Raw genomic sequence first — 23,849 nt, forward strand, 5'->3', positions numbered from 1 at the left:
ATAAGGTCCCTTTGTTCCAGCACATCTATTATAAACACCGGCGTGAAAAGCTCTAGAAACTTAACCGCCGGTGGTCATACGACGTTTTGGATCCTGCGTAATATAACCTATTCCATATCTCTATCATGTGTGCATCATGAGCAGCACATTTTTTATGCTTTGTCATCAGGCGGCTTACGGTGTGGAGCCGTCCTGTTTGCCCACCTGATACGTCTGGCTTACCGTCGAGCCGCTGGCATCCGTGGTCTGGTACGTAAACACGGTGCTGTCGGCTGACCACACGCCCGATACCCACGTTCCCGGCAGATCTAGGGAACTTACCTGCTTGGAGCTTCCGTCCGAAGTTACGCTGTAGATGACCAGCTTTTTGTTTTCGACAGAAGCCGCATACTGACCGTCAGGAGAATAGAACTTGTTCGAATCTGCTTTAGGCTTAATGGCCATAATGCCCATTTGTCCCGACGTGTCGCCTTCTTGAGATCCGTTAACCTCAGGAGCGGTGCTATCCGCCGCTTGACCGCCGTCTCCATCCGGAGGAGTAACGTCCTTCTGGACATCATCCCCTTTCGGAGGCTGGCTCTCCGTGTCGGTTGGAGCGCTTAGCGCCGCCTGGCCACCATCCCCTTCCTGCTTGCCGGTGCTGTTGTCAGCCGATTCGGTGGACCCGGCTTTGCCGGCATTGTCCTGGCTGCCGGTGTCCGCTTTCCGGCTGGCCTCCGCATCCTGGGCCGGAGTTTTGGACGAGTCCTGCTGCTGAACGTAGGTCTGGGCTTCCTGGCCTGCGGACTTGTCGTTCGCGGCAGCGTCGCTGCCGGCGTCTTGGCTCTCGCTGAGCTGCGAAGGATCCGATGATGCCGGCGTTTTCTCTTCTGAAGAATCCTGTGCGGGCTCGGAAGAACCCGTACCTTGTTCGACCACGTTGCTCTTCGATGCTTCTGCGCCTGAGGTCGCCGCCGCGTCCATGCTTGCCTCGTTGGACGCCGCCGTATTAACAGGCGGCTCTTCCGCCGTAGATAGTTGCTTCGGATTATAATTCAGCACCGCCACCCCAAGAATGACTACAGCCGCAGCGCCTCCGAGCGCTGTACGTCCAGCTACCGTATTCCAGAACTTGCCCTTGCGGGCCGGACGGGACGGAACAGGTACCATCTCGGCTGGCGCCGGCATTTCTTCGAGCGATGCGCTCTTCTCGTGGCGCGCCTGATCGATTGCATCCAGCTGAGGCATGATGGCATCGACGAGACTGAACTTAGGCGTTACTTTTGGCAAATCTTCGAGGTCTCTGGACAACGATTTCAGCAGCCGAAAGGTATCCGCACACTCAGGGCATGTCTTCAAATGTTCATAGAGCTTGACGGTTTCCTCTTCGTCCAAGTCGTAATCCAAGTAACGGTGCATCCACTCCACCACCTCTGGACACTTCATCCTGATACACCACCTTTCTGATGCTCTTGGAGCATGTTCTGCAGCTGCTGTCTGGCCCTGAATAAATAGGATTTCACCGTATTCAGCGGCAGGTTGAGACAGTCAGCGATTTCATTGTAGGAGAAATCCTGCAAATATCTAAGGACGATCACAGTCCGGTGATGATCCGGCAGTTGATTGATGGCCTCCTGGATGTCCTGGGCCAAATAAGAGGATAAAACCTCTTTCTCAACATTCTGTTTGTCCTGAAAAACGAGCTCATGTTCGTCGATCGAAACCGTAGGCTTCGTCCGCCGGAACTTGTCGATACAGATGTTCGTGACGATCCGCTGTATCCACGTTTTAAACTGTGCCTTCTCTTCATAGGAATCGATTTTGGTATAAATCCGAATCAATGCTTCCTGGGAAGCGTCGAGCGCATCCTGCTCATTATTCAGAATATAAAAAGCTGTCCTGTAAACATGTTGTTCAATTTCTCTTAATAGGGTGATTAGAGCGTCGCGATCGCCCGATTGAGCGGCTCTGATGAGTCCCTGCTCTACCACAAAGGATCCCCCTCTCCCTGCAATCTTACAGACGTGTAAGACCAGCAAATTGTTGCAATTTGTAACCACATTTTTAAAGTTGCTGAAAAGGCAGGCCCCGGGAGTGCTTGCCATTCCTAAAAAAACCGGATATAACCTTCAACCGAAAGCGGTTTTTTCTTCTGCTTCGATCCACCCGTAATCGTTTTGTTAAATCTGCTTCCCGTAAAAATCCGGAAGGTATGTACGTCAAGAGTGACACCACCGTTTTACTTCATCTCTGCTGATGAAAACCACAATTAAGAATACCAAATTCCAGAGGCGGAGTCACCTGAAGATTCTGCGGCCAACTTCATCATTCTAAGCGTTTTTCATAGACAAATCATTACGATTTTGTTATCAGCTTGGTTCTGACACGGATTTTCCCGGATTTTACCGAAAATTGGATTTCCCCCTGCAGATCGGTCCTGTAAACGGCCGCTCCTTCCTCGGAAATCCGCTGCAGCACATCGGCATGCGGATGGCCGTACAGATTGTTCACGCCGGCCGAAATAACGGCTGCTGCGGGCTTCCACCGGCTCAGCCATTCCGCTGAACTGGCTGTCTTGCTGCCGTGGTGCGCGATTTTGATCACATCCACGGGTGCTTCCAGCATTTCGCCCGCGGTTTGCAGCGCCGGCTCATCGGCAGCTTGTCCATTATCCGCCACCGCCTCACCAAGCCGGCCAGAGTCCAGTGTCTCAAGAATCTGCTCCTCGGACGCCTTGTCCATATCTCCGGTGAACAGGAAGCGTCCCCCGTTCATTTCGAGCAGGAACACGACCGAGTCATGGTTCTGGTCCTTGACGACCGTCAGCGCTTCCTGGTCGGTCTGCGACAGAACCGGGCCGAGAAAAGCCAGATTCGTCCGGCCGTCCGGGGCATAGTTCATTCCTTGGTGTATGGCATAGATCGGAATATGCTTATCTACGGCGGCAGCCATCAGCCGATCAAAAGCAGCCGTACCGGCCATCGTCCCATTGAATAAAAACGCCCCGACCGGAATCTGTTTCAGCACCGCCTGCATGCCACCGGCGTGATCCTGGTCCCCGTGTGTTACGATGACCGCGTCCAGCCTATGGATTCCCCGCTTCTTTAATAATGGAACGAGAACCTTGGCGCCGACCTCAAACGGCTGCTTCCGCTCCTTCCACCCGTCCTCCGCCTTGCGGAAGCTGACGGTTCCTCCCCCGTCGACCAGAAGGTGCTTCCCTTGCGGAGTCGTGATCAAAATGCTGTCACCCTGCCCCACGTCCAGCACCTGCACCGCCCCTGCACCGCGGAAGTGCTCCGGCTGGTATCCCGCGTACAGAAGAACGATGAGTATGCATAGTCCCCCAAGCGCCCCGGCGGCAAGCCGGGTTTTCGTCCGGGACGGCAAAGCCGCTTCAGGGCGGCGGGCTGCAGGGGGCACATCCAGCGGCACGGTCGCGTCCGGCTCTACTGCCATCTGTCGCCGACTCAGCGACCACCCTTTTCCGAAATAGAGCAGCCCATACAGCGCTATAAAATAGGAAGCGATCCAAACCGGCGAAGGTGACTTCCAGATCGTCACGAACTGCGGATACCCATTCATCCATTTCACCAGCCAGAAAGACAGATCGTCCAGCCACTCGGCTGCCGCCGCCAGCATCTTGCCCCCGGGCAGCCATAACGAGCCGAGGAGCAGCGCTGCCGTCCCTACAGGGAGAACGAGAAAGGTAATGAAGGGAACGAGCACAAAATTGGCCGCAAACGATAGTAAAGAGAACTGATTGAAATAATAGATCGTCAGCGGAAAAGACACGAGTTGGGCAATGAGGGTAACGCCGACCGCACCGGCGATTTTGGACGGCAGAAAGGACAGCTGCGGATGTATCAAGGGAACATAGACCATCAGGCCTGCTGTCACGAGAAACGACAACTGGAAGCTTACGCTCAGCAGATAATATGGATTCCAGAGCAGCATGAGCAGCGCCGCCGCGCTGAGGATGTTCAATCCGTCCTTCAGCATCCCCTTTCGGGCTGCATACAGCCCGATCATACTCATAATCCCCGCCCGCACGACGGACGGACTGACACCGGACAGAAGAACGTACAGGGGCACGAGCAGCATGACAAGCAGCAGCGATTTTTCACGGGAGAGGCGCAGCAGGGAAAAGATATAGAGCAAACAGCCCACGTACACGGCGACGTGCATACCCGAGATCGCCAAAATATGGGTCAGGCCAAGTTGGGAAAATTCTGCGTAGGTTTCGGGATCCAGGTCGTCTTGAAGCCCGATGATCAGCCCCTTCATATAACCGGCATGGGGTTCCTGGAAAATCCGGTCGATCATTCCGCTGAGGCCATTCCTCGCCTGATCGTTCCAGCGCAGAAGAAGGGTCATGCCAAAGCCGGACGGAGCTGAAGCCTGAACATTGGACGCACCGGCGGCTTTAAACAACCAGTGAATTTTCTGGGTCACCAGGTACTGACGGTAATCGAAACCGCCGAAGTTCCGTGCGCTCTGCGGCTGCGTGAGGCTGCCGGAAATCCGGACCCGATCCCCCCGCTGCCATTGGCGGGCTGTTTCCTGCTCCTGCCGGCTTTTTAGCTTGATCTGCACCATGACCTTTTCGGACACCGTACGCTCGCTGCCCGTACTCGTTCCGGCATCCCGTGAGTTGGGTTCTCTGCTGGCTGTGTTCCCACTGATAGGTACCGCTTGCCGAACGCTCATGACAAAATCGGCTCGGTCCCCGTCGACTTCGACGGCGGAGGCGATCATGCCTGTCATTCGGACACTGGCTCCGTCCATTTGGGCGGCACCAGCCGCCTGAAGGGCTTCGGGAAGCTTGGATACATTTGCGGCTTCCTGCAGCTCCCAATACGCTCCCGACGCCGCTAAGGCGCACCAGATGATGATCACGGTCCGGAGGAAATCTCTCCGGTACATACCGAGCGCTGCCAGCAGCAGCGATGCGCCTGCGATCAGGAGAAGCAGCCTTGAACCCGAGCAGGCATACGCTGCGCTGCTGCCGGCGATCCAGCTTACCGTGAATACAATCAGCGGTCTTTGTTTCATAGCACACACTTCCCTTCTTTACATATAGGCTTCCGACGGATTCTCATGCGCACTCCGCCTGCGCCTTCTTTTACGAAAACCAAAAAAGGACCCCTGCCGGCAGCTGTGCTGCGGACAGAGGTCCTTCCCCTATTGATGATTTATTCCATATTTCCGAATATTCCTGTGTAACCGTATGTTCAGTCTTTCTGTCAATTAATCCGCCACCGTCATCACCGATTCCCGTGGCGGCTCATAGACGGGCAGCCGGCGGAAGGTAATGCCCTTCTGCCGCATCATTTCCGTAACCTTCTCCGTGTCCTTAGGATACGGACGGTGATACACGATCTCGGTCACGCCACTGTTTGCCAGCATGTTGGCGCAGGTCCAGCAGGGCTCGTCAGTAACATAGACGGAACTGCCTTCCCGGTCGATGCGGTCGGTGAACAGCAGCAGGTTTTGCTCGGCATGAATCGTCCGGACGCAGCGCTGCTTTTTCACCATTTCCTGCTTTCCGTCGACGTCCACAAGCTCGTACTCCTCAGCGATCATGCACCCCGCTTCCGAGCAGTCCGGCACGCCCATCGGCGCTCCGTTATACGCGGTGCCCAGCAGCTTCTTCCCTTGAACGAGAACGGCTCCGACATGGCGCCGGGAACAGCGGGAACGCGTCGATACCATATATGCAATATCCATAAAGTAAGTGTCCCAGTCTTTTCGGGTATCAACCGTCATGAATCCATCACCTGATTTCCGTAGAATGTGTACATATTGTATCACAAGAAAAACGTTTACCGATATACCTACATGGGAGACAACGCATTTAGCGCCTAACGGATAACCTACAGCTGTATGTATGGCTTCATTTTTTCCAGCATTTTGGGTCCGATACCTTTGACCTTGTCCAAATCCGCAACCGATTTGAACGGTCCGTGCTGATTGCGGTATTCCAGAATGGCTTTGGCCTTGGCCTCACCGATCCCCGGAAGATCGGTCAACTCCGTTAGTCCTGCGGTATTGACGTTGACCTTTTTGCCCTGCGCTCCGGCATCTGTCTGCGAACTGGACACCGCGTCAGCCGAACCTCCAGCCGGTGGCTGCTCGGACGAAGTTCCTGCCGGCCCTGAAGCCGCATTCGCCGCTAGTCCAGCATCAGAATGGGTGCTTCCGTTTGCCGCTTGGCCCGCCGCCACTTCATCCCCCGAACTCTGCGCTTGATCTGCCGTATTTCGGCTTTCATTCGCCTGCGCGGATCCCGAGGGTACGGCGTCCTGCTTGGCAGCCGGGTTGGCGTCCTGCTTAGAACCTTGCTCCTGCTTTTGTTTGTCATCCGCTGCCGCGACGCCTTTAGGCAATTCGCCTGCCGAACCGCCCGCTTTTTCGTTCAGCACGCTTTCAACCCTGCCGTTGAGCGGCTGCCACTGCTCCATGCCGCTGCTTGTATGAACTCCTGACAGCAGAATGGCCCCGCTTCCCAGCACGGCACAAACGATGCTGACGACTGCCGATATTCTTTTCACAACATAACACCCCGATTCTATGAAATGACTTGAAATGACTCGCTGTCGGTCCATAGATGAAGTACAAAATAACATACACTGAAAATTTATAACTCTATAATGCTGAATTAGCCGTCATGGTGGCCAAGTTATAGCGCATACACTAATGGGAACGATCATGTCGTTACTGCGAAGCACGAAAGGAGGGAACCTATATGAAGGTAGGATTTATCGGAACCGGCAGCATGGGCAGCCTGCTGCTTGAGGCCCTGATTGATTCGGGTTCGCTCGCTCCAAACCAGGTCTATGCCAGCAACCGTACCCCCGAGAAGGTTATCCGGCTCCAGCAGCGACACCCCGGTCTGCATGTATGCACCAGCAACGCGGAAACCGCGCACAACAGCGATCTGATCTTTTTGTGCGTGAAGCCGCTTCAATTTAAAGCAATTCTGGATGAAATCGGGAGCACGCTTCGGCCCGATCAAATGGTGGTATCCATCACGAGTCCGGTGCAGATCCATCACCTGGAGTCGGCTTTGTGCTGTAAGGTGGCCAAGATCATTCCGAGCGTGGCCCACCGCGTTCAAAGCGGCGTCTGTCTATGTATGTATGGCAGCCGGATAAAAGAGGAAGACAGGCAGCTCATCGAGCATCTCCTGTCTCCCATCAGCAAGCCCATCCTTATCGATGAATCCTTTGTCAGGATCACATCGGATTTATCCAGCTGCGGGCCTGCCTTTTTAAGCTTTTTTCTGGATCAGTGGATCAACGCCGCCGTAGAAACGACCGGCATGGACCGCGGCGAACTGACGTGGATCGCCGGGGAAATGCTCCTCGGTACGGGTAAACTGCTGACGCAGGGAGGCTTTACGCCCCATGAGCTGCAGAAGCGGGTAACCGTTCCCGGCGGCATTACCGCCGAGGCGCTTGCCCTGCTGGACAGCAGCTTAACCGGCGTCTTTCACCGTCTGATCGCCACAACCCACGGCAAATACAAAGAGGATCTGGAAAAGTGTGACGCCCAGTTCGGCGGCTCTGGTGCCGATTAGTTCGCGACGATGTTTACAAGCTTGCCCGGTACCGCAATGACCTTACGTACGGTTTTCCCGTCAATGGCCTGCTGCACGTTCTGCAGCGACATGGCGTGTTCCTGCATGGCTTCCTGGCTCATATCTTTGGCGATCATCGCACGCTGAACGATTTTGCCGTTGACCTGAATGACGATTTCGACTTCCGATTCCACAGTCCAGGATTCGTCATAGGACGGCCACGGTACGTAAGTAATGCTCTCCTGATGGCCCAGACGCTCCCAAAGCTCTTCCGCGATGTGCGGAGCGAGCGGCGACAGCATCTGCACGAAGTTCTCGATCGCCAGACGCGGCAGCGCATCTGCTTTGTATGCTTCATTGATGAAAATCATCAGCTGGCTGATCGCGGTGTTGAAGCGCAGATTCTCCAGGTCGTCGGTCACTTTCTTGATCGTTTTATGCCATGTCCGCTTGAACTCATCGCTGCCATCGCCGTCTGTAATTTTGCTGCTGAGGCTGCCGTCCTCGCTGACGATCAGGCGCCACACGCGGGAGAGGAAGCGGTGCGCGCCTTCCACGCCGTTCTCGTTCCAAGGCTTGGTCGCTTCCAGAGGCCCCATAAACATTTCGTACACGCGCAGCGTGTCGGCACCGAACTGCTCGACGATTTCGTCCGGGTTAATGACGTTGCCGCGCGATTTGCTCATTTTCTCATTGTTTGTTCCCAGAATCATGCCTTGGTTGATCAGCTTCTGGAACGGTTCCTTGGTCGTGACAACACCGAGGTCGTACAGGAATTTATGCCAGAAACGGGCATACAGCAGGTGAAGCACCGCATGCTCGGCTCCGCCGATGTACAGATCGACAGGCAGCCATGCCTCCTGCTTCTCCGTCGAGCACAGCTCATCCGCATTATGCGGATCGATGTAGCGCAGGTAATACCAGCAGCTGCCGGCCCATTGCGGCATCGTATTGGTCTCGCGGCGGGCTTTCATGCCCGTCTCGGGATCGATCGTCTCCACCCAGTCGGTGACGTTGGCCAGCGGCGACTCCCCTGTACCCGACGGCTTGATTTGATCCACATCCGGCAGCAGAAGCGGAAGCTGATCCTCGGGAACGGTCTTCATCGTGCCGTCCTCCAGATGCAGAATCGGAATCGGCTCGCCCCAATAGCGCTGGCGGCTGAACAGCCAGTCACGCAGGCGGTAGGTTACCTTGCCCTGGCCTTTGCCGTTCTCCTCAAGCCACGCGATCATTGCAGCGATGGCTTCTTCGGTGTGCAGTCCGTTCAGCGGGCCCGAGTTCACATGCTCCCCGTCCCCGGTATAAGCTTCCTTCTGCACGTTTCCGCCTTTGACCACTTCCACGATGTTCAGGCCGAATTTCTTGGCGAATTCCCAGTCGCGGGAATCATGCCCCGGCACCGCCATAATGGCTCCGGTTCCGTAACCTGCCAGCACGTAATCCGCAATCCAGATCGGCAGCTTCTCGCCGCTCACCGGATTGACGGCATAGGCTCCGGTAAACACACCGGTTTTGTCTTTGGCCAAATCGGTGCGCTCCAGATCGCTCTTGCGGGCTGCCTGCTCCTGGTAGGCCTTCACCGCATCCTTCTGTTCAGGCGTCGTAATGCGCTCTACCAGCTCCTGTTCCGGAGCAAGCACGCAGTATGTGGCGCCAAACAGCGTGTCGGGACGGGTCGTAAATACCGTCAGCTTGGCGTCATGCCCTTCGATTTCGAACTGCACTTCAGCGCCCTTCGATCTTCCGATCCAGTTGCGCTGCATATCCTTAAGGCTTTCGCTCCAATCCAGGTCATCCAGATCTTCCAGCAGCCGGTCGGCATACTCGGTAATCTTCAGAATCCATTGGCGCATCGGCTTGCGGACGACCGGATGGCCGCCGCGCTCGCTCTTCCCGTCGATGACTTCCTCGTTGGCCAGTACGGTCCCGAGGGCTTCACACCAGTTCACAGGCACTTCGGCAACATAGGCAAGGCCGCGTTTGTACAGCTGGATGAAAATCCACTGCGTCCATTTATAATATTCCGGATCGGTCGTGCTGATCTCGCGGTCCCAGTCATAAGAGAAGCCGAGCGACTTGATCTGACGCCGGAACGTGTTAATGTTCTTGATCGTGATTTCCCGAGGGTGCTCGCCCTTATCCATCGCATGCTGCTCCGCCGGCAGGCCGAATGCGTCCCAACCCATCGGATGCAGCACGTTATAGCCCTTCATCCGTTTGAAGCGGGAAACGATGTCCGTCGCCGTGTACCCTTCCGGGTGGCCGACATGAAGCCCGGCTCCGGACGGGTAAGGAAACATATCCAGCGCGTAAAATTTCGGCTTTTCAGGATCCTCTGTCGTCTTGAATGTGTGATGCTCATCCCAATACTTCTGCCATTTCGGTTCAATCACCTTGTGCTGGTAGCCCTGGCCTTGAACCTGCTCTTGGTTACTCATGCTCATTTGCCTCCTAAAGTGCGCCCGCTGCCCGCCCGTTATTCCGGGACGGCACGGCGCTCGTCTTTCATGTTTGCAACAAAAAAACCTCTCATCCATAGCGTATCATCGCTAGGGACGAGAGGTTTGATTCCCGTGGTACCACCCTAGTTAGCGGAGGACATGCTTTATCCCCGCTCCCTTTGCACCCTTAACGCGGGTGAATCGATGATCCTTGACGCGTTCTGCACGCGCTTCACATCATAGCTCAAAGGCGAGTTCATCCCAAATCGTCAACCGGCTTGCACCCACCGCCGGCTCTCTGTATGACATCCCTGGAACTAATACCCCTTATCATCGCTTCATTTGCAGTTTTTCATGGTTGAAACATTGAACCATATTATATATAAAAAAATCCATCGAGTCAACGTATCCAGCCTGACGGACAAGCCCTGCTTTTCCCTCCAAAAAACCCGCCAGCCGGAATTATTCCATGTCCGATAGGGAATTTTTTGTTATGATTAAACCAAAGGGAGGCGGAAAGTTTGAAGCGTAACCTCAGAAGGTACTTGAAATCGAAGCTATTTTTAAAATATATATGGTCTTATCTGTTTATTTTGCTGCTTCCTCTCGTTTTTGTAACCGTCTTCATCTATCAAAGCGCCGCGGGCAACCTCCGGGAGGAAATCGAGCAAAGCCATCTGAACCAGCTGACGCAGGCGGAAAGCATCGTCGACGGCCGGATGAAGGAGCTCGGCGACATCGCCTCAAGGATCGCCTACGACGACCGCCTGATCTCTTACCGGGTCCATGATCCGTTCTATTCCCGGGAGGCGATCGACGCTCTGGATCAATATAAGTCAACCAGCTCCATCATTGGAGATGTATTTTTATATTTTCATCATGACGACCGGATTTACTCCTCGCAGGGACTTAGCAGCCTGGACGTGTTCAGCGAGAAGTACATATTCCAGAATTGGTCCAAAGACAGCCTGGTGGGCGATTTGAACGACGTGTCCTTTCCCACCATGCGTCCGGCGGACCGGGTGATCCGGGGCACTTACAGGCAGCAGTCGCTGCTTGCCTACCTGGTGCCGATTACGCCGAACAGCCCGAATCCCCACGCAACGGTCATGTATTTGATCGATGAGTCGGAGCTCACGGGTCTGATCGATTCCATTCTGGGCAGCTACAAGGGGCTGGCGTACATTTTTGACAACCACGGACAGGTGCTGGCCGCCAACAATCACGGTGAAACGATCAACGGCCTGGACACGGGACATCTGTTTTCCCTCGATCCGGGCATTCACAGCGTGGAGCTGGGCGGAAAAGCGCATTCCGTCGTGTCCACCAAATCGGACATGAACGGCTGGACGTATGTGACGCTGATGCCAAGCGATCAGTTTTTCAGCAGCGTGCTGCACATCCGCAGCTTTATCATCATGCTGTTCAGCATCGTGGTGCTGGCAGGCATCGGCATCGCCCTGCTTCTGGCCCGCAGACAATATCACCCGATTTCGGCCCTGGTCGATTTCGCCAATTCCAAGTCCAGAAACGACCGGGGAACGGGAGATGCGCTCCTTCCGGGCAATGAACTGGAGCATATCCGCTCAGCGCTGCAGGAATACAGCTCCCGTGCCGACCTGCAGGAACCTTACGCACGGAACCATCTTCTGCTGAGACTGCTCCAGCAGGGTGAAGACCGGGAGCTCGAGCCGGATCTGCTGGAAGCCTTTAATATCCGTTTTGACCGTTCGCAGTTTTTTGTCATCGCCATGGAACGAGGCGAGCTTGCTGACCTTTCCCAGGATTACCAGGATTGGCAGACGCTCGCTTCCCTCCTAGCCGAAGTGGACATCCCCGGGCTCCGGGCATCCGCTTACAGCGTGGAGCTCCCGCGCAGGGACCAGATGGCCCTGATCGTCTGCTTTGACCCGCACCCGGCGATGGAGAGCTTCATCCATATGAGCCGGATCGTCGATGCCGTCCGCAGCAATATCCTGGAGGCGTTCGACTTTAACCCCATCATGGGCGTCGGCACCGGATATTCACAGGCGGGGCAGCTCAATCAGTCGTTTATCGAAGCCTGCTCGGCACTGGAATTCCATACTCCGTCGGAGAAAGGCGGTATTACGTTCTTTGAAAAACTGGCGCCGGCGAGCGAGGAAGCCTTCTGGATTCCGAAAAACGTGCTGCTGAAGCTGTCCCAAAGCTTGAAACAGGGCAGCCATGACGTCTCTGCCCACATGATCGGCGAAGCGATGACGAGCCTGAAAGAGGGCAGCCCGTCACCGCTGCTCTCCCGCTGCATCTGCTTTGACATTCTCAATACGATGCTGAAGACCGCCTCGGAGCTTGGCATCCACCATATTACGCAGGAGATTCCGACCAGCAGCGCTTTTCAGTCCCTGGATGAATTCGAGGGGCAGCTCAGGAAGCTGGCCTCCCATATTTGCACGCAGGTACAGCAGGAGACCAAGCATAAGGAGAGCTCGCTGAAGGACCAGATGCTCGGCTATATTGACCAGCACTTTATGGATCACAGCCTGAGCCTGGAGAGCCTGGCGGATCTGTTTGAAATTTCTCCTTCGCATTTCAGCCGGACGTTTAAGGAAAATGTGGGGCTGAACTTTACCCAGTACATCTGGCAGAAAAGGATGGAGGAGGTCAAGCGGCTGCTCGTGACGACCCAGGAACCGCTCAAGGAAATCATCGGCCGGGTCGGGTATGCCGACACCCCGAATTTTATCCGCAAGTTTAAAAAGGAAACCGGCTACACGCCGGGACAATTCCGCAAGCTGAACCATCCGGACGGCGTGTTGCTCGGCGAAATGCTCCAGGACTGACAACGAACAGCTGATTTGTTCAGCTGTTCGTTTTTTCTTTTAGGAAGATGCGATGCGTGTGTGGTAAGGCAAGGCGGAAAACCTGATATTTCTGTGCATGGAATGCAAGGCTTTATTTTCGGCACTCCATATAATTAATGTTGAAGGGATGATCTGTATGGATTGGCTGAAACGCATGAATCATGCGTTGGAATACATCGAAACGCATCTGTCGGAAGAGATCAACTATGACCAAGTGGCTGGAACGGCCTGCTGCTCGGCTTACCATTTTCAACGCATGTTTTCGTTCATCACAAACGTTTCGCTGTCCGAGTATATTCGGCGCAGACGGCTTACCCTTGCCGCTTTTGAACTGCAATCCGGTGGTGTAAAGGTGATCGATATTGCACTGAAGTATGGTTACGAATCACCCGAGGCATTTTCCAGGGCGTTCAAAAAAATGCACGGTGTCATGCCAAAGGCTGCGCGCGACAACGGTGTGTCGCTTAAGGCTTATCCTCGGTTATCCTTTCACATTTCGATTCGCGGAGATGTCGAGATGAACTACAGAATGGAAGGAAAACCTGCCTTTGAAATGTTCGGCGTTTCGACTGTGATCCATGCCGACGGCGAGAATCCGTTTATCGAAATACCCGCGTTTTGGCAAAAGTGTATTTCCGATGGAACGGTCAAACGAATCCGCGCTGCCGCAGGTTTAGGCGAACACGGCCAGCTCCATGCGGTTTTATACAACAAGCAAGGAGAACAACTTTCGTACATGATCGGTTACTTTTTACCCCAAAGCGGCTTGCCTGAAGGATTTGAAAAGCTCCAAATCCCCCCTCAGTCTTATGCGATTTTTTCAACCGGAATCAATCCGAGTGGACAGAATGACATTCATGGATTGTGGCGGCGGATCTGGGGCGAGTGGTTTCCAAGCTCTCATTACGAAGCTGCAAACGGTCCCGAATTTGAAATGACTTACGATCGCGGTAACAACATGTACGAAATGGAGGTTTGGATTCCTGTCGTTAAGCTGTAGTTCAGCTCTAGAGCGCAGTATCATATCAATCCCCCGGAGTTAGGGGCTATTTCCTTTAGAAGGTGTGAATCGAATGGATCTTGCAATCATCGCGCAGCATGCGCTTGCTCAGTACGATATAAATGCTGTATCCGTGTCGCCCGTAGCACAAAGCGGTGCCGCGGTTTTCAAAATTGAAGATCATCATGGGCTGCTGTACAGCCTACGTGTTCACAAATCTAAAATCAGTACGCTTGAAACCATGTGGACGCGCCGGGATGTGCTGGATTCTGAGCTGGTATGGCTGGATGCGCTTAACCGTGATACCCATCTCACCCTCCCTGTGCCAAAACGTAATCGGCTGGATTCTTATGTTACACAAGTGGACGATATAAGTTGTACGATGCTCAGTTGGGTGGAAGGCAAGCAAAAACAGTACTTTACCAGCGATCAGGAATTGAAGTCCACCGCTGAAATGACGGCAGCTTTGCATCAGCATGCCCGTATGTGGCAGCCCCCTTCGTCTTTTATCCGTCCAACGGTTCATCGTGAACGCATACAGAATGCTCTGGATCTGCTCAAGCAGCAGGTGCGGGAAGGGTTATTAGATGCACATGATGTTCAGATTCTTGAAGCCGCCGGGGAAAAAGCGATGGCTTTGCTGGACACACTCCCTAAAAACAAGTTGACTTGGGGTGTATTGCACGGAGATATCGTTCCTCCCAATATCGTGTTTGCAGATGGGGCTGCCAATCCCATTGACTTTGGCGCGTGCGGATTCGGTCCTTTTCTCACTGACCTGGCCATCACATGTACCTTTATTCATCCCACTGCCAGACAACAGTACATAGACTGGTACGGAGAGCACTTTCCGCTGCCCAATGAGTATGTGGCCCAAATCGAAGCATTATTTATTTCGCTCGTGCTAATCGGGATGAGGAACGCTCTTGGTATGCCTGAATCGAAGCATGGATTGCCGACGCATGCGAAAAAGTGTGCTTCTCGCGAATTTGGCAGGTATCTAAATGGGGAAGGTTTTTTATTTACAGGCACGCCATGTTGGGAATAAAACGCAATGGTTGTCGTCATTTTAGTTCAATTCGTGCTTTAAAAAAAAGGCCGCCATATCGGCGACCTTTCTTTTTTGTGCATTGCAGAACTCACTGCTGATCTACTTGGATTCCTGACCGTCCCAGCGGTCATAGGCAGCCTGGTAGATTTCTACAATGCGGTCTCCGCCCATTTTCTTCACCTGGGCTTTATACTTGTCCCAGTTCGAAAGCGGCTCCTGTCCGGTCACAAACTTGGCTTCCATCTGCTCGACATAGTTGTTCAGGTCCGACAGCAGCGAAGTCACCTCGGTTTGTTCCTCTTCCGTCAGGAATACGTTCGGATACGGCACTTTGGCATACGGCAAAATTTTCTCCTGGTTCTCCTTTTCGACCCACTCGTCGATGTCGGAACGCAGTCCCTTGCTCACTTCCGGAAGGCTGACGCCCGGCGTCGTGATGCCGTAGTTCGGAGTCAGCTTGCCGCGGTAGTTTTCGCGGTCGCCTCCATCCGGTACCGGAAGCCATTCTTTGACGTGGTTTGCCTCGTCTTTGTATTTCCACAGCACGCCTTCTGGCCCTTGGTTGAACAGCGTAGAACCTTCAAAGCTGTACTGGTAGTCCACCCAGCGCATCGTTGCCTCCGGAGCAGGGTTGGTGCTCGAAATGGCAAACGTTCCGTTCTTCGAAATTCCCGAATTCTTGGCCACGACCGGCGAGTCCGGGAAGCCCGTTTTCAGCGGCTCCATGAACGGGTTGTCGGTGTTCGGCTCACCGCCCAGCATAAAGTACGGCAGCCAGTCGTTGAACAAGGCCACCTGATTGTTTTTGCCCTTGGCCTTCTTCTGGTCGTCGGTCTGAGAGAACGTTTCATGGTCAAGCAGATCGTCCTTCCACAGCCGGTTCAGGAAGGTCAGATACTCCTTGAACCCTTCCTCCTGCGGGGTGTAGTGAACTTTCCCCTGCTTGTCGGCATAATACACCTCATCGTAGATGCCCCAGAAGCCCAGCATCTGCACACGGATATCCTTCAGCTTGGTCGACGTGAGCGGAATTTCGTCCGCCTTGCCGTTGCCGTTCGGATCCTCGGTCTTGACCCGTTTCAGGTAATCGTACAGCTCGTCCGGCGTTTCCGGAAGCTTGGTTACGCCAAGCTTCTTGAGGAAGCTGCCGTTATAGTACAGCGGGCTCTTGTACCATACCGCGCCTTTATCCACGTAAGGCAGGGCGTAAATATGACCGTCGGGGGTCGTGATCGACTTCCGCACGTCCGGATTTTCGTCCAGCAGCTTCTTGATGTTCGGCGCATATTCATCAATCAGCTTTTCCAGCGGAATCAGCGTTCCCTGACTTCCGTATGTCACTTGCTCAGCCGGCGTCAAAGCCGAAGCGTAAAAAATATCCGGCAGGTCGCCGCTCGCAAAAATCAGATTTTTCTTGGTCTCGAAGCTGTCGACCGGAACCGTCTGGAATGTGAGCTTGATGTTCGTCATTTTCTCCATGTCTTTAAATACCTGCATCGTATCCCACTTGGCGCTGCCCACGTCAGGCGCAAATACCGACAGCGTGATCGGCTTATCGACGATCGGGAAGCCCTCCTTGTGTACACTATCCGCCGAGCCGGAGGCTTGACCGCCGTCCCCGCTATCTTTCGAGCCGGAACCGCATGCGGCCAGCAGCGAGACGACCATAGACAGGCACAGTACGATGGCCCAAGGCTTTAAACTTTTTCTCATCAGATGATTCCTCCTGTTCATTGTTGTGCGCGGCTTTACGTTGGCCCTTCGGAGTTTCCCCCCTTGAATTCGGACTAAAGCCTACTCCACGCTTTTTCTCCGCAGCTCTGGGTGAAGGATGGTATCGACTGCTGCTGCGCTTTGTTTGTTAGCGTTTACAAAAAGTGTAGTAACAGGCCGGTTTCGCGTAAATATGTTATTTTTGATATGTTGAATATGTATACAAACTCCAATGTTTAACAGGGATGCGGAAAATAACAGTGCTAAGCCATTGTATAGCAAGTATGTCAAATATGCCATTGGGAAAATCTACATATCGGCCTGAATTCCGCCTTCCCAATGTTAGCCAACGGTGAATAATTCGCCGGACGGTAAACAAAAATAACCCTTGTCTATCCAAACCAACAGCCAAAGGAGTGTCGTCATGCGTGAAGGAATGATTCCTGCCGTTCTTGGAACTGTAGTTACCGCTTCCGGCGCCGCACTGCTGGGCAGCAAGTATAAGCTTGCCGCCACGGGGATTGTCGGATTCGGTCTGGCCCACATCGTACTGGGTGCGATCGATCTGATCGAACACCGGTAATCCGTTTGGAGGACCGTCCGCAAGCGTTACGCGCTTCGGACACAAAGAACCTTGGACATCCTCTGTCCAAGGTTCTTTATTTATGCAAGCGGCCGATCCCAAATGGGACGCACGCCTTGCGGCTGCTGTTATTTTCCCTGCATCAGCTTCCGCTTTGCACGGTTTGCGGCGATTTCGAGGAGAATGGCAAAGCCCAGAATAAAATAGGTGATCGCTCCGATTTCCTGCAGATCAAAGTAAAAGCCGCTGGCCATAAACATATCATAGCCGATCCCCCCTGCCCCCGCGGCCGCTCCCATTGCAACCGCCACGGAGAAGTTGATTTCGAACCGGAGCAGCGTCCAGGACATCAAATAGGATAAGGAGGACGGAATGACGGCTTGGAACACGATTTGCCACCAGTTCGCACCGCTGGACTTCAGCGCTTCGATCGTGCCCTTGTCCATCTCCTCAAAGGCTTCCGAGTAGGCTTTGATCAAATAACCGACGGAGTGAAAAGTCATGCCGATGACGGCGGCGACGCTGCCAAGACCTGCTGCGACGGCAAAAATCAGCACCCACATGACCGTAGGCACCGCGCGGATGAACGCGACTAGGCCTTTAATGACAGCGGACGCGATCGGCGAGGACAGGTTGCGGGCCGAGAACAGGCCGAGAAACAGCGCAATAACTGCTCCGAACAAGGTGGCAAGAAAAGCAAGCCCCAGCGTAATCAGCACTTCGAACAAAGCCGCGTCAAAGGTGAAATGGTGCAAACGGGGCTGCAGAAACATCGTCTTCAGGTTCAACAGCGTGGCGTAGATGCCTTGAAAGACCTGGATCCCTTTGTAGTCAAAGCTGACGAAGGCGAGAACGGTCAGCAGGCTTAGCCCAATGAGGGTCAGCCTGATCGTTAAAGCGGTCTTGCTAAAAGGCTTCTTAAGCGGGATGCCCGGAAGTCTTCGGTCCGGACGGAGATGGAGCTCGGCGGCAATCATCTTGTCGACGGCCTCGGTGCTCATCCGATCATCACCTTTCGGATATAATTCGAGGTGAATTCGATGACCAATATGGAGATCACGATTACGAATACAATCAGGCTGGCTGCGTTGTAATCGAGATTTTTATAGTACAGATTGAACAGGAACCCAACGCCGGTGCCGGTCAGAATGCCGATCAGTGTCGCGTTGCGGATGTTCGTTTCGATCATGAACAGGATCCAGCTGATAAGCTGGGGCAGCGCAGCCGGGATGACGGATTGGCAAATGACGGAAATATAACCGGCTCCGGTTGCCCGCAGCGCTTCCGCCGAATGGCTTCCCGTCTCATCGATGGACTCCAGGAAGGCGCGGGTCAAAAACCCGAACGAGCCGAAGAACAAGGCGAAATAACCGGTCATTACGTTTTGCCCGAAGGAAAACAGAAGGATCATCGACCACGCGGTGACATCGATATTCCGGAATACGGTTGCGATCGAACGGCTGGCCAGCTTAATCCCGGCATGGACGCCGATCGTCTGGGAGCCCAAGAGGGCAAACACGAGCGCAAACACTGAAGCGACGGTTGTAGCGGCGATGGACATCAGCAGCGTTTCGACGAGCGTGCGGAGAACGTCGGGAAACTTGGCCAGAGATTCGGCATTGGGGTAAAAATGGGTGACGCCCCAAACCAATGCGCCCGGAATGGAGCTCAGCCCCTGGACGAAATCATACTGGGTCAGTACGGCTGCAGCATAGGTAACAAGCAGAAGCAGCCCCCAAAACAAATACGCATGCCTACGTTTGGCCGTGAAGTAGTCAACCTGCTTGCGTCTCGCCTTGATCAGCACGCGTGTCTCTCCTCTCGCTTCCGTAAATTCGCTGGAGTTCTTCGGATGTCATTTGTCCCGGCGTTCCGTTATAGACGATTTTCCCTTGATTGACCCCGATGATCCGGTCGGAATATTTCAGAGCGGTCTCCACCTGATGCAGATTGACGATCACGGTGATGCCCAAATTCGTGGAGATGTGCCTTAAATGATCCATGATCACCTTGGATGCATTCGGGTCCAGGGAAGCGATCGGCTCATCGCAGAGGAGCATTTTGGGCCCTTGGATCAGCGCCCTGGCGATGCCGACCCGCTGCTTCTGTCCCCCGCTGAGCTGGTCGCAGCGCTTGTAGACCTGCTCTTCCAGGCCGAGAATGCCGAGAATTTGGTACGCCTGCTGCTTCTCCTCTTCACGGTACAGCCCCAGCATGCCGGCAAGCGTGGATTTGTAGCCGAGCCGGCCGTGCAGGACATTTTCCATCACGCTCAGCCGGTCTACCAGATTGTAGTGCTGAAAAATCATACCGATGCTCGTCCGCATCCGCTTCAGCTCTTTCTTGCGAAATTCCAGCACATTTTTGCCTTCGATGCATATTTCTCCGCTGCTGGCATCGATCATGCGGTTGATACACCGGAGCAGCGTTGATTTCCCGGCCCCCGAGGGGCCGATGATCGATACGAATTCCCCGCTCCTCACCGAGAAGCTTACATCCGTTAATGCCCGTGTTTCAGACCCATACTGCTTGGACACATGCTTGAATTCCAATAACGCAGTCATCGTACACCTCCAGGCGGTTTGGTATGGAGTTCATATGCCGGCTGCCGGTTATTTGGACAGCTCGCGGATCGGTTCAAACCAGGCGTCGTCGACCGGCAGGAACCGTTCATTCCCGCTTTTTTGCTTGAACAGCCCGCTGTCTTTGGAATCTTTGGGAAGGAAAATTTTCGGATTATGCGTCACGTCATCGGAAGTAAACGCCTCGGTAATCTTCTTCTGCTCATCCTCGCTCACCATTTTCGTGTTCGCCACAAACGGGGAGTTGAGAACTGGCGTCACCGAAACGACGACAAACTCTTTTCCGGCGAGCGTATTGAATGGTTCGGCAGCGCCATCCTTTACTTTATAGACGGCTCCGGGTTTGTTGGCCGTTCCGTCCGCCAGCTCAACGTAATTGGATACGCAAGTATCGCAAAAAGCAGCAACGTCCGCCTTGCCCGTCAGCAGATTTACCGCGGAACCCTGGTGGGAGCCGCCAAACAGAACGTCGCTGAAAAATTTATCTTTGCCGCCCTGCATCAAATCGTCTTCCTTCAAGTCCTTGTACTTGTCCATCTTTCCAAAATAGCTGATGATGCCTGCAGACGGCACCTTGAATCCCGAGGTCGAGCTGTTCGACACAAAGGAAAACTTTTTCCCGGGAAGAGGGTCAAGGGTAAAACCGTCCCCTCTTTTAAACTCGCCTTCGTCGCCTTTTCGAACGTTCAGCCAGGAATAATATACGGCGTCATACAGCGTGCCCGATTCCCCGCTGTTGGTGAAGAGCGGCTTCACGTCCTCGGTCTTGTTTCTTGCTTCCACATAACCCTGAGGGCCCATATAGGCCAGGTCCGCGCTTCCGCTTGCAATCGCCTCGATGGCGATGTTGTAATCGGTCGTCATCTTATGCTCAACTTTTTTGCCTGTAGCCTGCTCCACGATCTTTCCGACCTCGTCGCGCGCATCCTTCAAATCCGCAGCGGATTCGTTCGGATACCACACGATCGTCAGGGTGTCCTTGTTCTTCGAGCCGCCAACGTTCAGGCCTAATGAAGCCGCTCCTGAAGAACATCCGGCAACGGCCACAGCCAATATCAGCATCAAGAGAAGTGAAATCGATCTTTTCATGGTTCAGCGCCCCTTTTTCCTGGGATAATGGGATACAATTTTATGATGAAGATGAACGGTCAGCAGAAGATTAACGGGGGGACATGTTTGTGTAAGAAAAACGTCTATCGCCGTACCTTCAAAGTTGACAGACCGCGTTTAGCGGAAGTCTTTCTTTCGAGATTAGGAAGCCAAGGCTCCAAAACTTATACTTTCTGATCTATTAAGAAACGACCTGCCGCTTCCGGCCTGCCGCCTTCATGAAACCGGCCGTCCTGCATGTGGTATTGGCGGCTGCACAAGCCCTCCATAAATTCCAAGTCGTGAAAGATCCCGAGCATCGTCGTTCCCTCGTGCATCAGCTGCTCGATCAGCGTCTTCACCTTGACCTTGGAGGCATGGTCCAGACTGGCGGTAGGCTCGTCAAGAAGGAGCAGTCGGGGCCGCTTCACCATCGCTCTCGCGATGTTGAGGCGCAGCTTCTCCCCCCCGGAGAACGTGGCGGGATAGCTGTCGCGAAGCTTGGCATCCAGCTCAAAATGATCCAGCATGCGCGCTGTCTCCCTGGCAGCCTGGTGCGGATCCTTGCCCATTTCCAGCAGAGCCTGCGTGACCAGCTCACGGGCGGTCGTCCGCGGCATGACGTTCAGAAACTGCGAGACGTAGCCAATCTCCCGCTTTCGCAGGTCGATCATCACCCGGTCCGGCGCGGAAGCCAGATCGATTTCACCGTACGCTGCAGATTGGTACCGGATGGTCCCTTTCTGGGGGAGATAGGTCCGGTAAATACAGCGGAGGACGGTCGACTTCCCGCTCCCGCTTTTGCCTGTAATACCGATAAATTCGCCTTCGTTCACATGCAGGCTGACGTCTGCGGCGGCCTCGATCTGCTGATCCAGGTTATACAGAGTGAACGTTTTGGACAAGTGTTCGATCGTGAGCAGACTGTTCAATCCCTTTACCCCCTTCATGATCCCTGTAATGGGTTCTCTGAATGAGCTTCCCGTCCACAAAAACGGCCGTAATGACCGGGAAATCCCCGTCGATCTTCTCGATCAGAATCAGATCCGCTTTTTTCCCCTCGCGCACCGAGCCGATTTCATGATCCAGATTGACGGCCCGCGCGGGATGAAGCGTCACCAGGCGGAACATGTCGGCCAGCTCCTGCCCGCAGCGGTCCACGAGGTAAAATACCGCGTGAAGCAGCGCCGCCGGATAATAATCGCTGCACAAAATGTCGATGCTCTTCTCCCGAATCGCTTCGGCTGCGGACAAGTTCCCGCTGTGCGAGCCGCCAAGGATGACGTTCGGCGCACCGGCCACGGTGTACATGCCCTGCTGTTTGGCCCGCCGGGCAATCTCCAGCGTAATCGGAAACTCGCTGATCGTTGCGCCGAAGCCCTGGACGAGCTCCAGCTTGTCGAGAGAGTCGTCATCATGCGAAGCGACCGCGATTCCGGCTTCCCGTGCCAGTTCGGCAATTTCGCGGATGCCTTCGATCGTCATTTTCTCCTTGCTCTGGTGCTTCCGGATCAACTCGTCGATCCCCTCGTCGGTCATATCGTCATAGCCCTTCACCGTGGCCTTGTAAATCTCCAGATCCCGGTATTGTCCTTGGCCGGGGGTGTGGTCCATAAAGGAAACGAGGTGAACCTTCTTTTCGGCGATGTAGTTTCTGAGATTGTCCACCTCCAGCAGGTTATCGATTTCAAACCTCGCGTGAAAACGGTGGCGTACCAAGTGCTGGCTCGTATGCGATTCCTCGATCAGCTCCAGCAGCTTACGCACGTTTTCCGGCTCGCGGATCGGGCGGTATTTGTACTCCGACCCCCTGAAAATGGACAAGGAATGAAACATCGTCGTAATGCCGTGCGTGATCAGCTCCTTTTCCGTTTCCCGGAGGCTCAGACGAAAATCCATCAGCGATGTCGGCCTCGGGGCAGCCATATGCTCGATGTAATCGGAATGAATGTCGATGAACCCCGGGGACAGATACCCGCCTGCGGCGTCCAAGACTTCCGTTTGCGTATCCACAGCAATGACGCCATGCGGGGCGATTCTGCCGATGCGGTCCCCCTGAATGAGCAGGTCGTATCCGCTCAGAACCCCTTCCTCCGTAATGATGCGTGCGTTCGTAATGAGATACAAAGGCGACTCCTCCTTCGAAAATAAGCTAGAGCAGGGAATGGACCAGCTGCTGGGTATAAGCTTCCTGCGGGTCCTCCAAAATTTGATCGGTCAATCCTTCCTCCACGACTTTCCCGTCAAGCATGACCAGCGTCCGGTCGGCTAGCATCCGGACCACGCCGAGGTCATGGGAGACGAGCACAATGCTGATGCCAAGCTCCCTTTGCAGCGCCTTGATCAGATCCAGCACGCTGGCCTGAACGGACAGGTCGAGGCCGGTGGTCACCTCATCGAGCAGCAGCACCGGAGGACGGTTCGACAACGCTTTGGCAATCTGGACCCGCTGCTGCATTCCTCCGGAAAAATGCTTAGGCGCTTCCTTGATGCGGTGAAGCGGGATGTGGACTTTTTCCAGCAGCTCCATGCCCCGATCTTCCATCTCGGAGACGCGGCGGCTGCCCGCAGCGATCATTTTCTCCGCAATGTTGCCGATGGAGGTGAAATCCATCCGCAGACCGAGCATCGGGTTCTGGTACACTTTTCCCATGAGGTGATTCCGGATATAACGCTTCTGCTGCGTCGACTCCGCAAACAGGTTTCGGATACCGTCTTTGTACGCCTGAAGATAGACTTCGCCGCTCGTCGCCTCTTGGTCAAAGTACAGGCATCTCATCATGGTGGATTTTCCGCTGCCGCTTTCTCCCACCACCCCGATGATTTCTCCCGGATACAGGTCAAACGATACGTCTTGGCAGGAGTACACGGTATGGCAGACGGTGCAAAAGTTTTTGTAAAGCTTCCGGCTGGCCGGATTCATGCAGTGCGGGCAGCCGGGCCCGAACTGCTTGTTTAAATGTTGTACGGAAATCATCGGTTG

19 protein-coding genes and 1 other annotated feature are annotated in these 23,849 nt (G+C 54.3%); of the genes, 5 read left to right on the top strand and 14 right to left on the bottom strand.

Going from position 1 to position 23,849, the window contains the following annotated elements:
- Window positions 1-174: 174 nt before the first annotated feature.
- From GCU45_RS07100 to GCU45_RS07120, 5 genes are all read right to left on the bottom strand, one after another.
- Window positions 175-1,425 carry a zf-HC2 domain-containing protein gene (locus GCU45_RS07100; RefSeq protein WP_152398467.1) on the bottom strand — a complete coding sequence of 417 codons (1,251 nt, stop codon included), beginning with the start codon at window positions 1,423-1,425 and terminating at the stop codon, window positions 175-177.
- A complete protein-coding gene (locus GCU45_RS07105) occupies window positions 1,422-1,970 on the bottom strand; it encodes an RNA polymerase sigma factor (protein ID WP_076169765.1) in 549 nt (182 codons plus the stop codon). The genes GCU45_RS07100 and GCU45_RS07105 overlap by 4 nt, the downstream gene beginning before the upstream one ends.
- A gap of 364 nt (window positions 1,971-2,334) precedes the next feature.
- Window positions 2,335-5,034 carry a ComEC/Rec2 family competence protein gene (locus GCU45_RS07110; RefSeq protein ID WP_152398468.1) on the bottom strand — a complete coding sequence of 900 codons (2,700 nt, stop codon included), beginning with the start codon at window positions 5,032-5,034 and terminating at the stop codon, window positions 2,335-2,337.
- Between the two features lie 195 nt (window positions 5,035-5,229).
- On the bottom strand, window positions 5,230-5,748 hold the full coding sequence (locus GCU45_RS07115) for a deoxycytidylate deaminase (protein ID WP_152398469.1): 519 nt from the start codon (window positions 5,746-5,748) through the stop codon (window positions 5,230-5,232).
- A 107-nt stretch (window positions 5,749-5,855) separates the two neighbouring features.
- A complete protein-coding gene (locus GCU45_RS07120; protein WP_244364462.1) occupies window positions 5,856-6,533 on the bottom strand; it encodes a ComEA family DNA-binding protein in 678 nt (225 codons plus the stop codon).
- 194 nt (window positions 6,534-6,727) lie between these two features.
- Between GCU45_RS07120 and comER the strand changes: the two genes are divergently transcribed.
- Entirely contained in the window at window positions 6,728-7,561 is an 834-nt protein-coding gene (gene comER, locus GCU45_RS07125) for a late competence protein ComER (protein WP_152398470.1), read from the top strand.
- Here the strand turns inward: comER and leuS are convergent.
- Window positions 7,558-10,002: a leucine--tRNA ligase gene (gene leuS / locus GCU45_RS07130; protein WP_152398471.1), complete on the bottom strand. Its 2,445-nt coding sequence runs from the start codon at window positions 10,000-10,002 to the stop codon at window positions 7,558-7,560. The genes comER and leuS overlap by 4 nt on opposite strands.
- 110 nt (window positions 10,003-10,112) lie before the next feature.
- Window positions 10,113-10,348 (bottom strand) — a binding site (T-box leader).
- Window positions 10,349-10,526: 178 nt separating this feature from the next.
- On the opposite strand from leuS, the gene GCU45_RS07135 reads away from it, so the two are divergent.
- From GCU45_RS07135 to GCU45_RS07145, 3 genes are all read left to right on the top strand, one after another.
- Entirely contained in the window at window positions 10,527-12,827 is a 2,301-nt protein-coding gene (locus GCU45_RS07135) for a helix-turn-helix domain-containing protein (protein WP_152398472.1), read from the top strand.
- Window positions 12,828-12,984: 157 nt separating this feature from the next.
- The gene (locus GCU45_RS07140) at window positions 12,985-13,848 is read left to right on the top strand and encodes an AraC family transcriptional regulator (RefSeq protein ID WP_152398473.1); all 864 of its coding nucleotides are present in this window, start codon (window positions 12,985-12,987) and stop codon (window positions 13,846-13,848) included.
- Window positions 13,849-13,921: 73 nt separating this feature from the next.
- Complete coding sequence (locus GCU45_RS07145; RefSeq protein ID WP_152398474.1) at window positions 13,922-14,896, top strand: phosphotransferase enzyme family protein; 975 nt, start codon at window positions 13,922-13,924, stop codon at window positions 14,894-14,896.
- A gap of 102 nt (window positions 14,897-14,998) precedes the next feature.
- On the opposite strand, the gene GCU45_RS07150 is transcribed toward GCU45_RS07145, so the two are convergent.
- Window positions 14,999-16,612 carry a type 2 periplasmic-binding domain-containing protein gene (locus tag GCU45_RS07150; protein ID WP_152398475.1) on the bottom strand — a complete coding sequence of 538 codons (1,614 nt, stop codon included), beginning with the start codon at window positions 16,610-16,612 and terminating at the stop codon, window positions 14,999-15,001.
- Between the two features lie 424 nt (window positions 16,613-17,036).
- Here GCU45_RS07150 and GCU45_RS07155 point away from each other — a divergent pair, with 424 nt between their 5' ends.
- Window positions 17,037-17,195 carry an asparagine synthase gene (locus GCU45_RS07155; RefSeq protein WP_076169753.1) on the top strand — a complete coding sequence of 53 codons (159 nt, stop codon included), beginning with the start codon at window positions 17,037-17,039 and terminating at the stop codon, window positions 17,193-17,195.
- A 128-nt stretch (window positions 17,196-17,323) separates the two neighbouring features.
- Here the strand turns inward: GCU45_RS07155 and GCU45_RS07160 are convergent, their stop codons facing one another.
- From GCU45_RS07160 to GCU45_RS07190, 7 genes are all read right to left on the bottom strand, one after another.
- Window positions 17,324-18,196: a PhnE/PtxC family ABC transporter permease gene (locus tag GCU45_RS07160; RefSeq protein WP_425281269.1), complete on the bottom strand. Its 873-nt coding sequence runs from the start codon at window positions 18,194-18,196 to the stop codon at window positions 17,324-17,326.
- Complete coding sequence (locus GCU45_RS07165; protein ID WP_244364594.1) at window positions 18,193-18,999, bottom strand: PhnE/PtxC family ABC transporter permease; 807 nt, start codon at window positions 18,997-18,999, stop codon at window positions 18,193-18,195. Before GCU45_RS07165 ends, GCU45_RS07160 begins: the two co-directional genes overlap by 4 nt.
- Window positions 18,971-19,759 carry a phosphonate ABC transporter ATP-binding protein gene (phnC, locus tag GCU45_RS07170; protein ID WP_152398476.1) on the bottom strand — a complete coding sequence of 263 codons (789 nt, stop codon included), beginning with the start codon at window positions 19,757-19,759 and terminating at the stop codon, window positions 18,971-18,973. Before phnC ends, GCU45_RS07165 begins: the two co-directional genes overlap by 29 nt.
- Before the next feature lie 48 nt (window positions 19,760-19,807).
- Window positions 19,808-20,866 (bottom strand): phosphate/phosphite/phosphonate ABC transporter substrate-binding protein, encoded by a 1,059-nt coding sequence (locus tag GCU45_RS07175; protein ID WP_152398477.1) that lies wholly within the window; start codon window positions 20,864-20,866, stop codon window positions 19,808-19,810.
- A 185-nt stretch (window positions 20,867-21,051) separates the two neighbouring features.
- Window positions 21,052-21,798 carry a phosphonate C-P lyase system protein PhnL gene (locus tag GCU45_RS07180; protein WP_152398478.1) on the bottom strand — a complete coding sequence of 249 codons (747 nt, stop codon included), beginning with the start codon at window positions 21,796-21,798 and terminating at the stop codon, window positions 21,052-21,054.
- Window positions 21,746-23,032 (bottom strand): phosphonate metabolism protein PhnM, encoded by a 1,287-nt coding sequence (phnM, locus tag GCU45_RS07185; RefSeq protein WP_280117552.1) that lies wholly within the window; start codon window positions 23,030-23,032, stop codon window positions 21,746-21,748. The genes GCU45_RS07180 and phnM overlap by 53 nt, the downstream gene beginning before the upstream one ends.
- Window positions 23,019-23,843: an ATP-binding cassette domain-containing protein gene (locus GCU45_RS07190; RefSeq protein WP_425281270.1), complete on the bottom strand. Its 825-nt coding sequence runs from the start codon at window positions 23,841-23,843 to the stop codon at window positions 23,019-23,021. The genes phnM and GCU45_RS07190 overlap by 14 nt, the downstream gene beginning before the upstream one ends.
- Window positions 23,844-23,849: the final 6 nt, after the last annotated feature.

The organism is Paenibacillus cellulositrophicus (assembly GCF_009363095.1).
GTDB lineage: Bacteria > Bacillota > Bacilli > Paenibacillales > Paenibacillaceae > Paenibacillus_AQ > Paenibacillus_AQ favisporus.

Bases quoted from the DNA above. Each gene is read 5' to 3' on its own strand.
- comER (WP_152398470.1), top strand. From the start codon at position 6,728: ATGAAGGTAGGATTTATCGGAACCGGCAGCATGGGCAGCCTGCTGCTT.
- GCU45_RS07110 (WP_152398468.1), bottom strand. From the start codon at position 5,034: ATGAAACAAAGACCGCTGATTGTATTCACGGTAAGCTGGATCGCCGGC.
- phnC (WP_152398476.1), bottom strand. From the start codon at position 19,759: ATGACTGCGTTATTGGAATTCAAGCATGTGTCCAAGCAGTATGGGTCT.
- GCU45_RS07175 (WP_152398477.1), bottom strand. From the start codon at position 20,866: ATGAAAAGATCGATTTCACTTCTCTTGATGCTGATATTGGCTGTGGCC.
- GCU45_RS07160 (WP_425281269.1), bottom strand. From the start codon at position 18,196: ATGAGCACCGAGGCCGTCGACAAGATGATTGCCGCCGAGCTCCATCTC.
- GCU45_RS07150 (WP_152398475.1), bottom strand. From the start codon at position 16,612: ATGAGAAAAAGTTTAAAGCCTTGGGCCATCGTACTGTGCCTGTCTATG.
- GCU45_RS07115 (WP_152398469.1), bottom strand. From the start codon at position 5,748: ATGACGGTTGATACCCGAAAAGACTGGGACACTTACTTTATGGATATT.
- GCU45_RS07155 (WP_076169753.1), top strand. From the start codon at position 17,037: ATGCGTGAAGGAATGATTCCTGCCGTTCTTGGAACTGTAGTTACCGCT.
- leuS (WP_152398471.1), bottom strand. From the start codon at position 10,002: ATGAGTAACCAAGAGCAGGTTCAAGGCCAGGGCTACCAGCACAAGGTG.
- GCU45_RS07145 (WP_152398474.1), top strand. From the start codon at position 13,922: ATGGATCTTGCAATCATCGCGCAGCATGCGCTTGCTCAGTACGATATA.
- GCU45_RS07100 (WP_152398467.1), bottom strand. From the start codon at position 1,425: ATGAAGTGTCCAGAGGTGGTGGAGTGGATGCACCGTTACTTGGATTAC.
- GCU45_RS07190 (WP_425281270.1), bottom strand. From the start codon at position 23,843: ATGATTTCCGTACAACATTTAAACAAGCAGTTCGGGCCCGGCTGCCCG.
- GCU45_RS07140 (WP_152398473.1), top strand. From the start codon at position 12,985: ATGGATTGGCTGAAACGCATGAATCATGCGTTGGAATACATCGAAACG.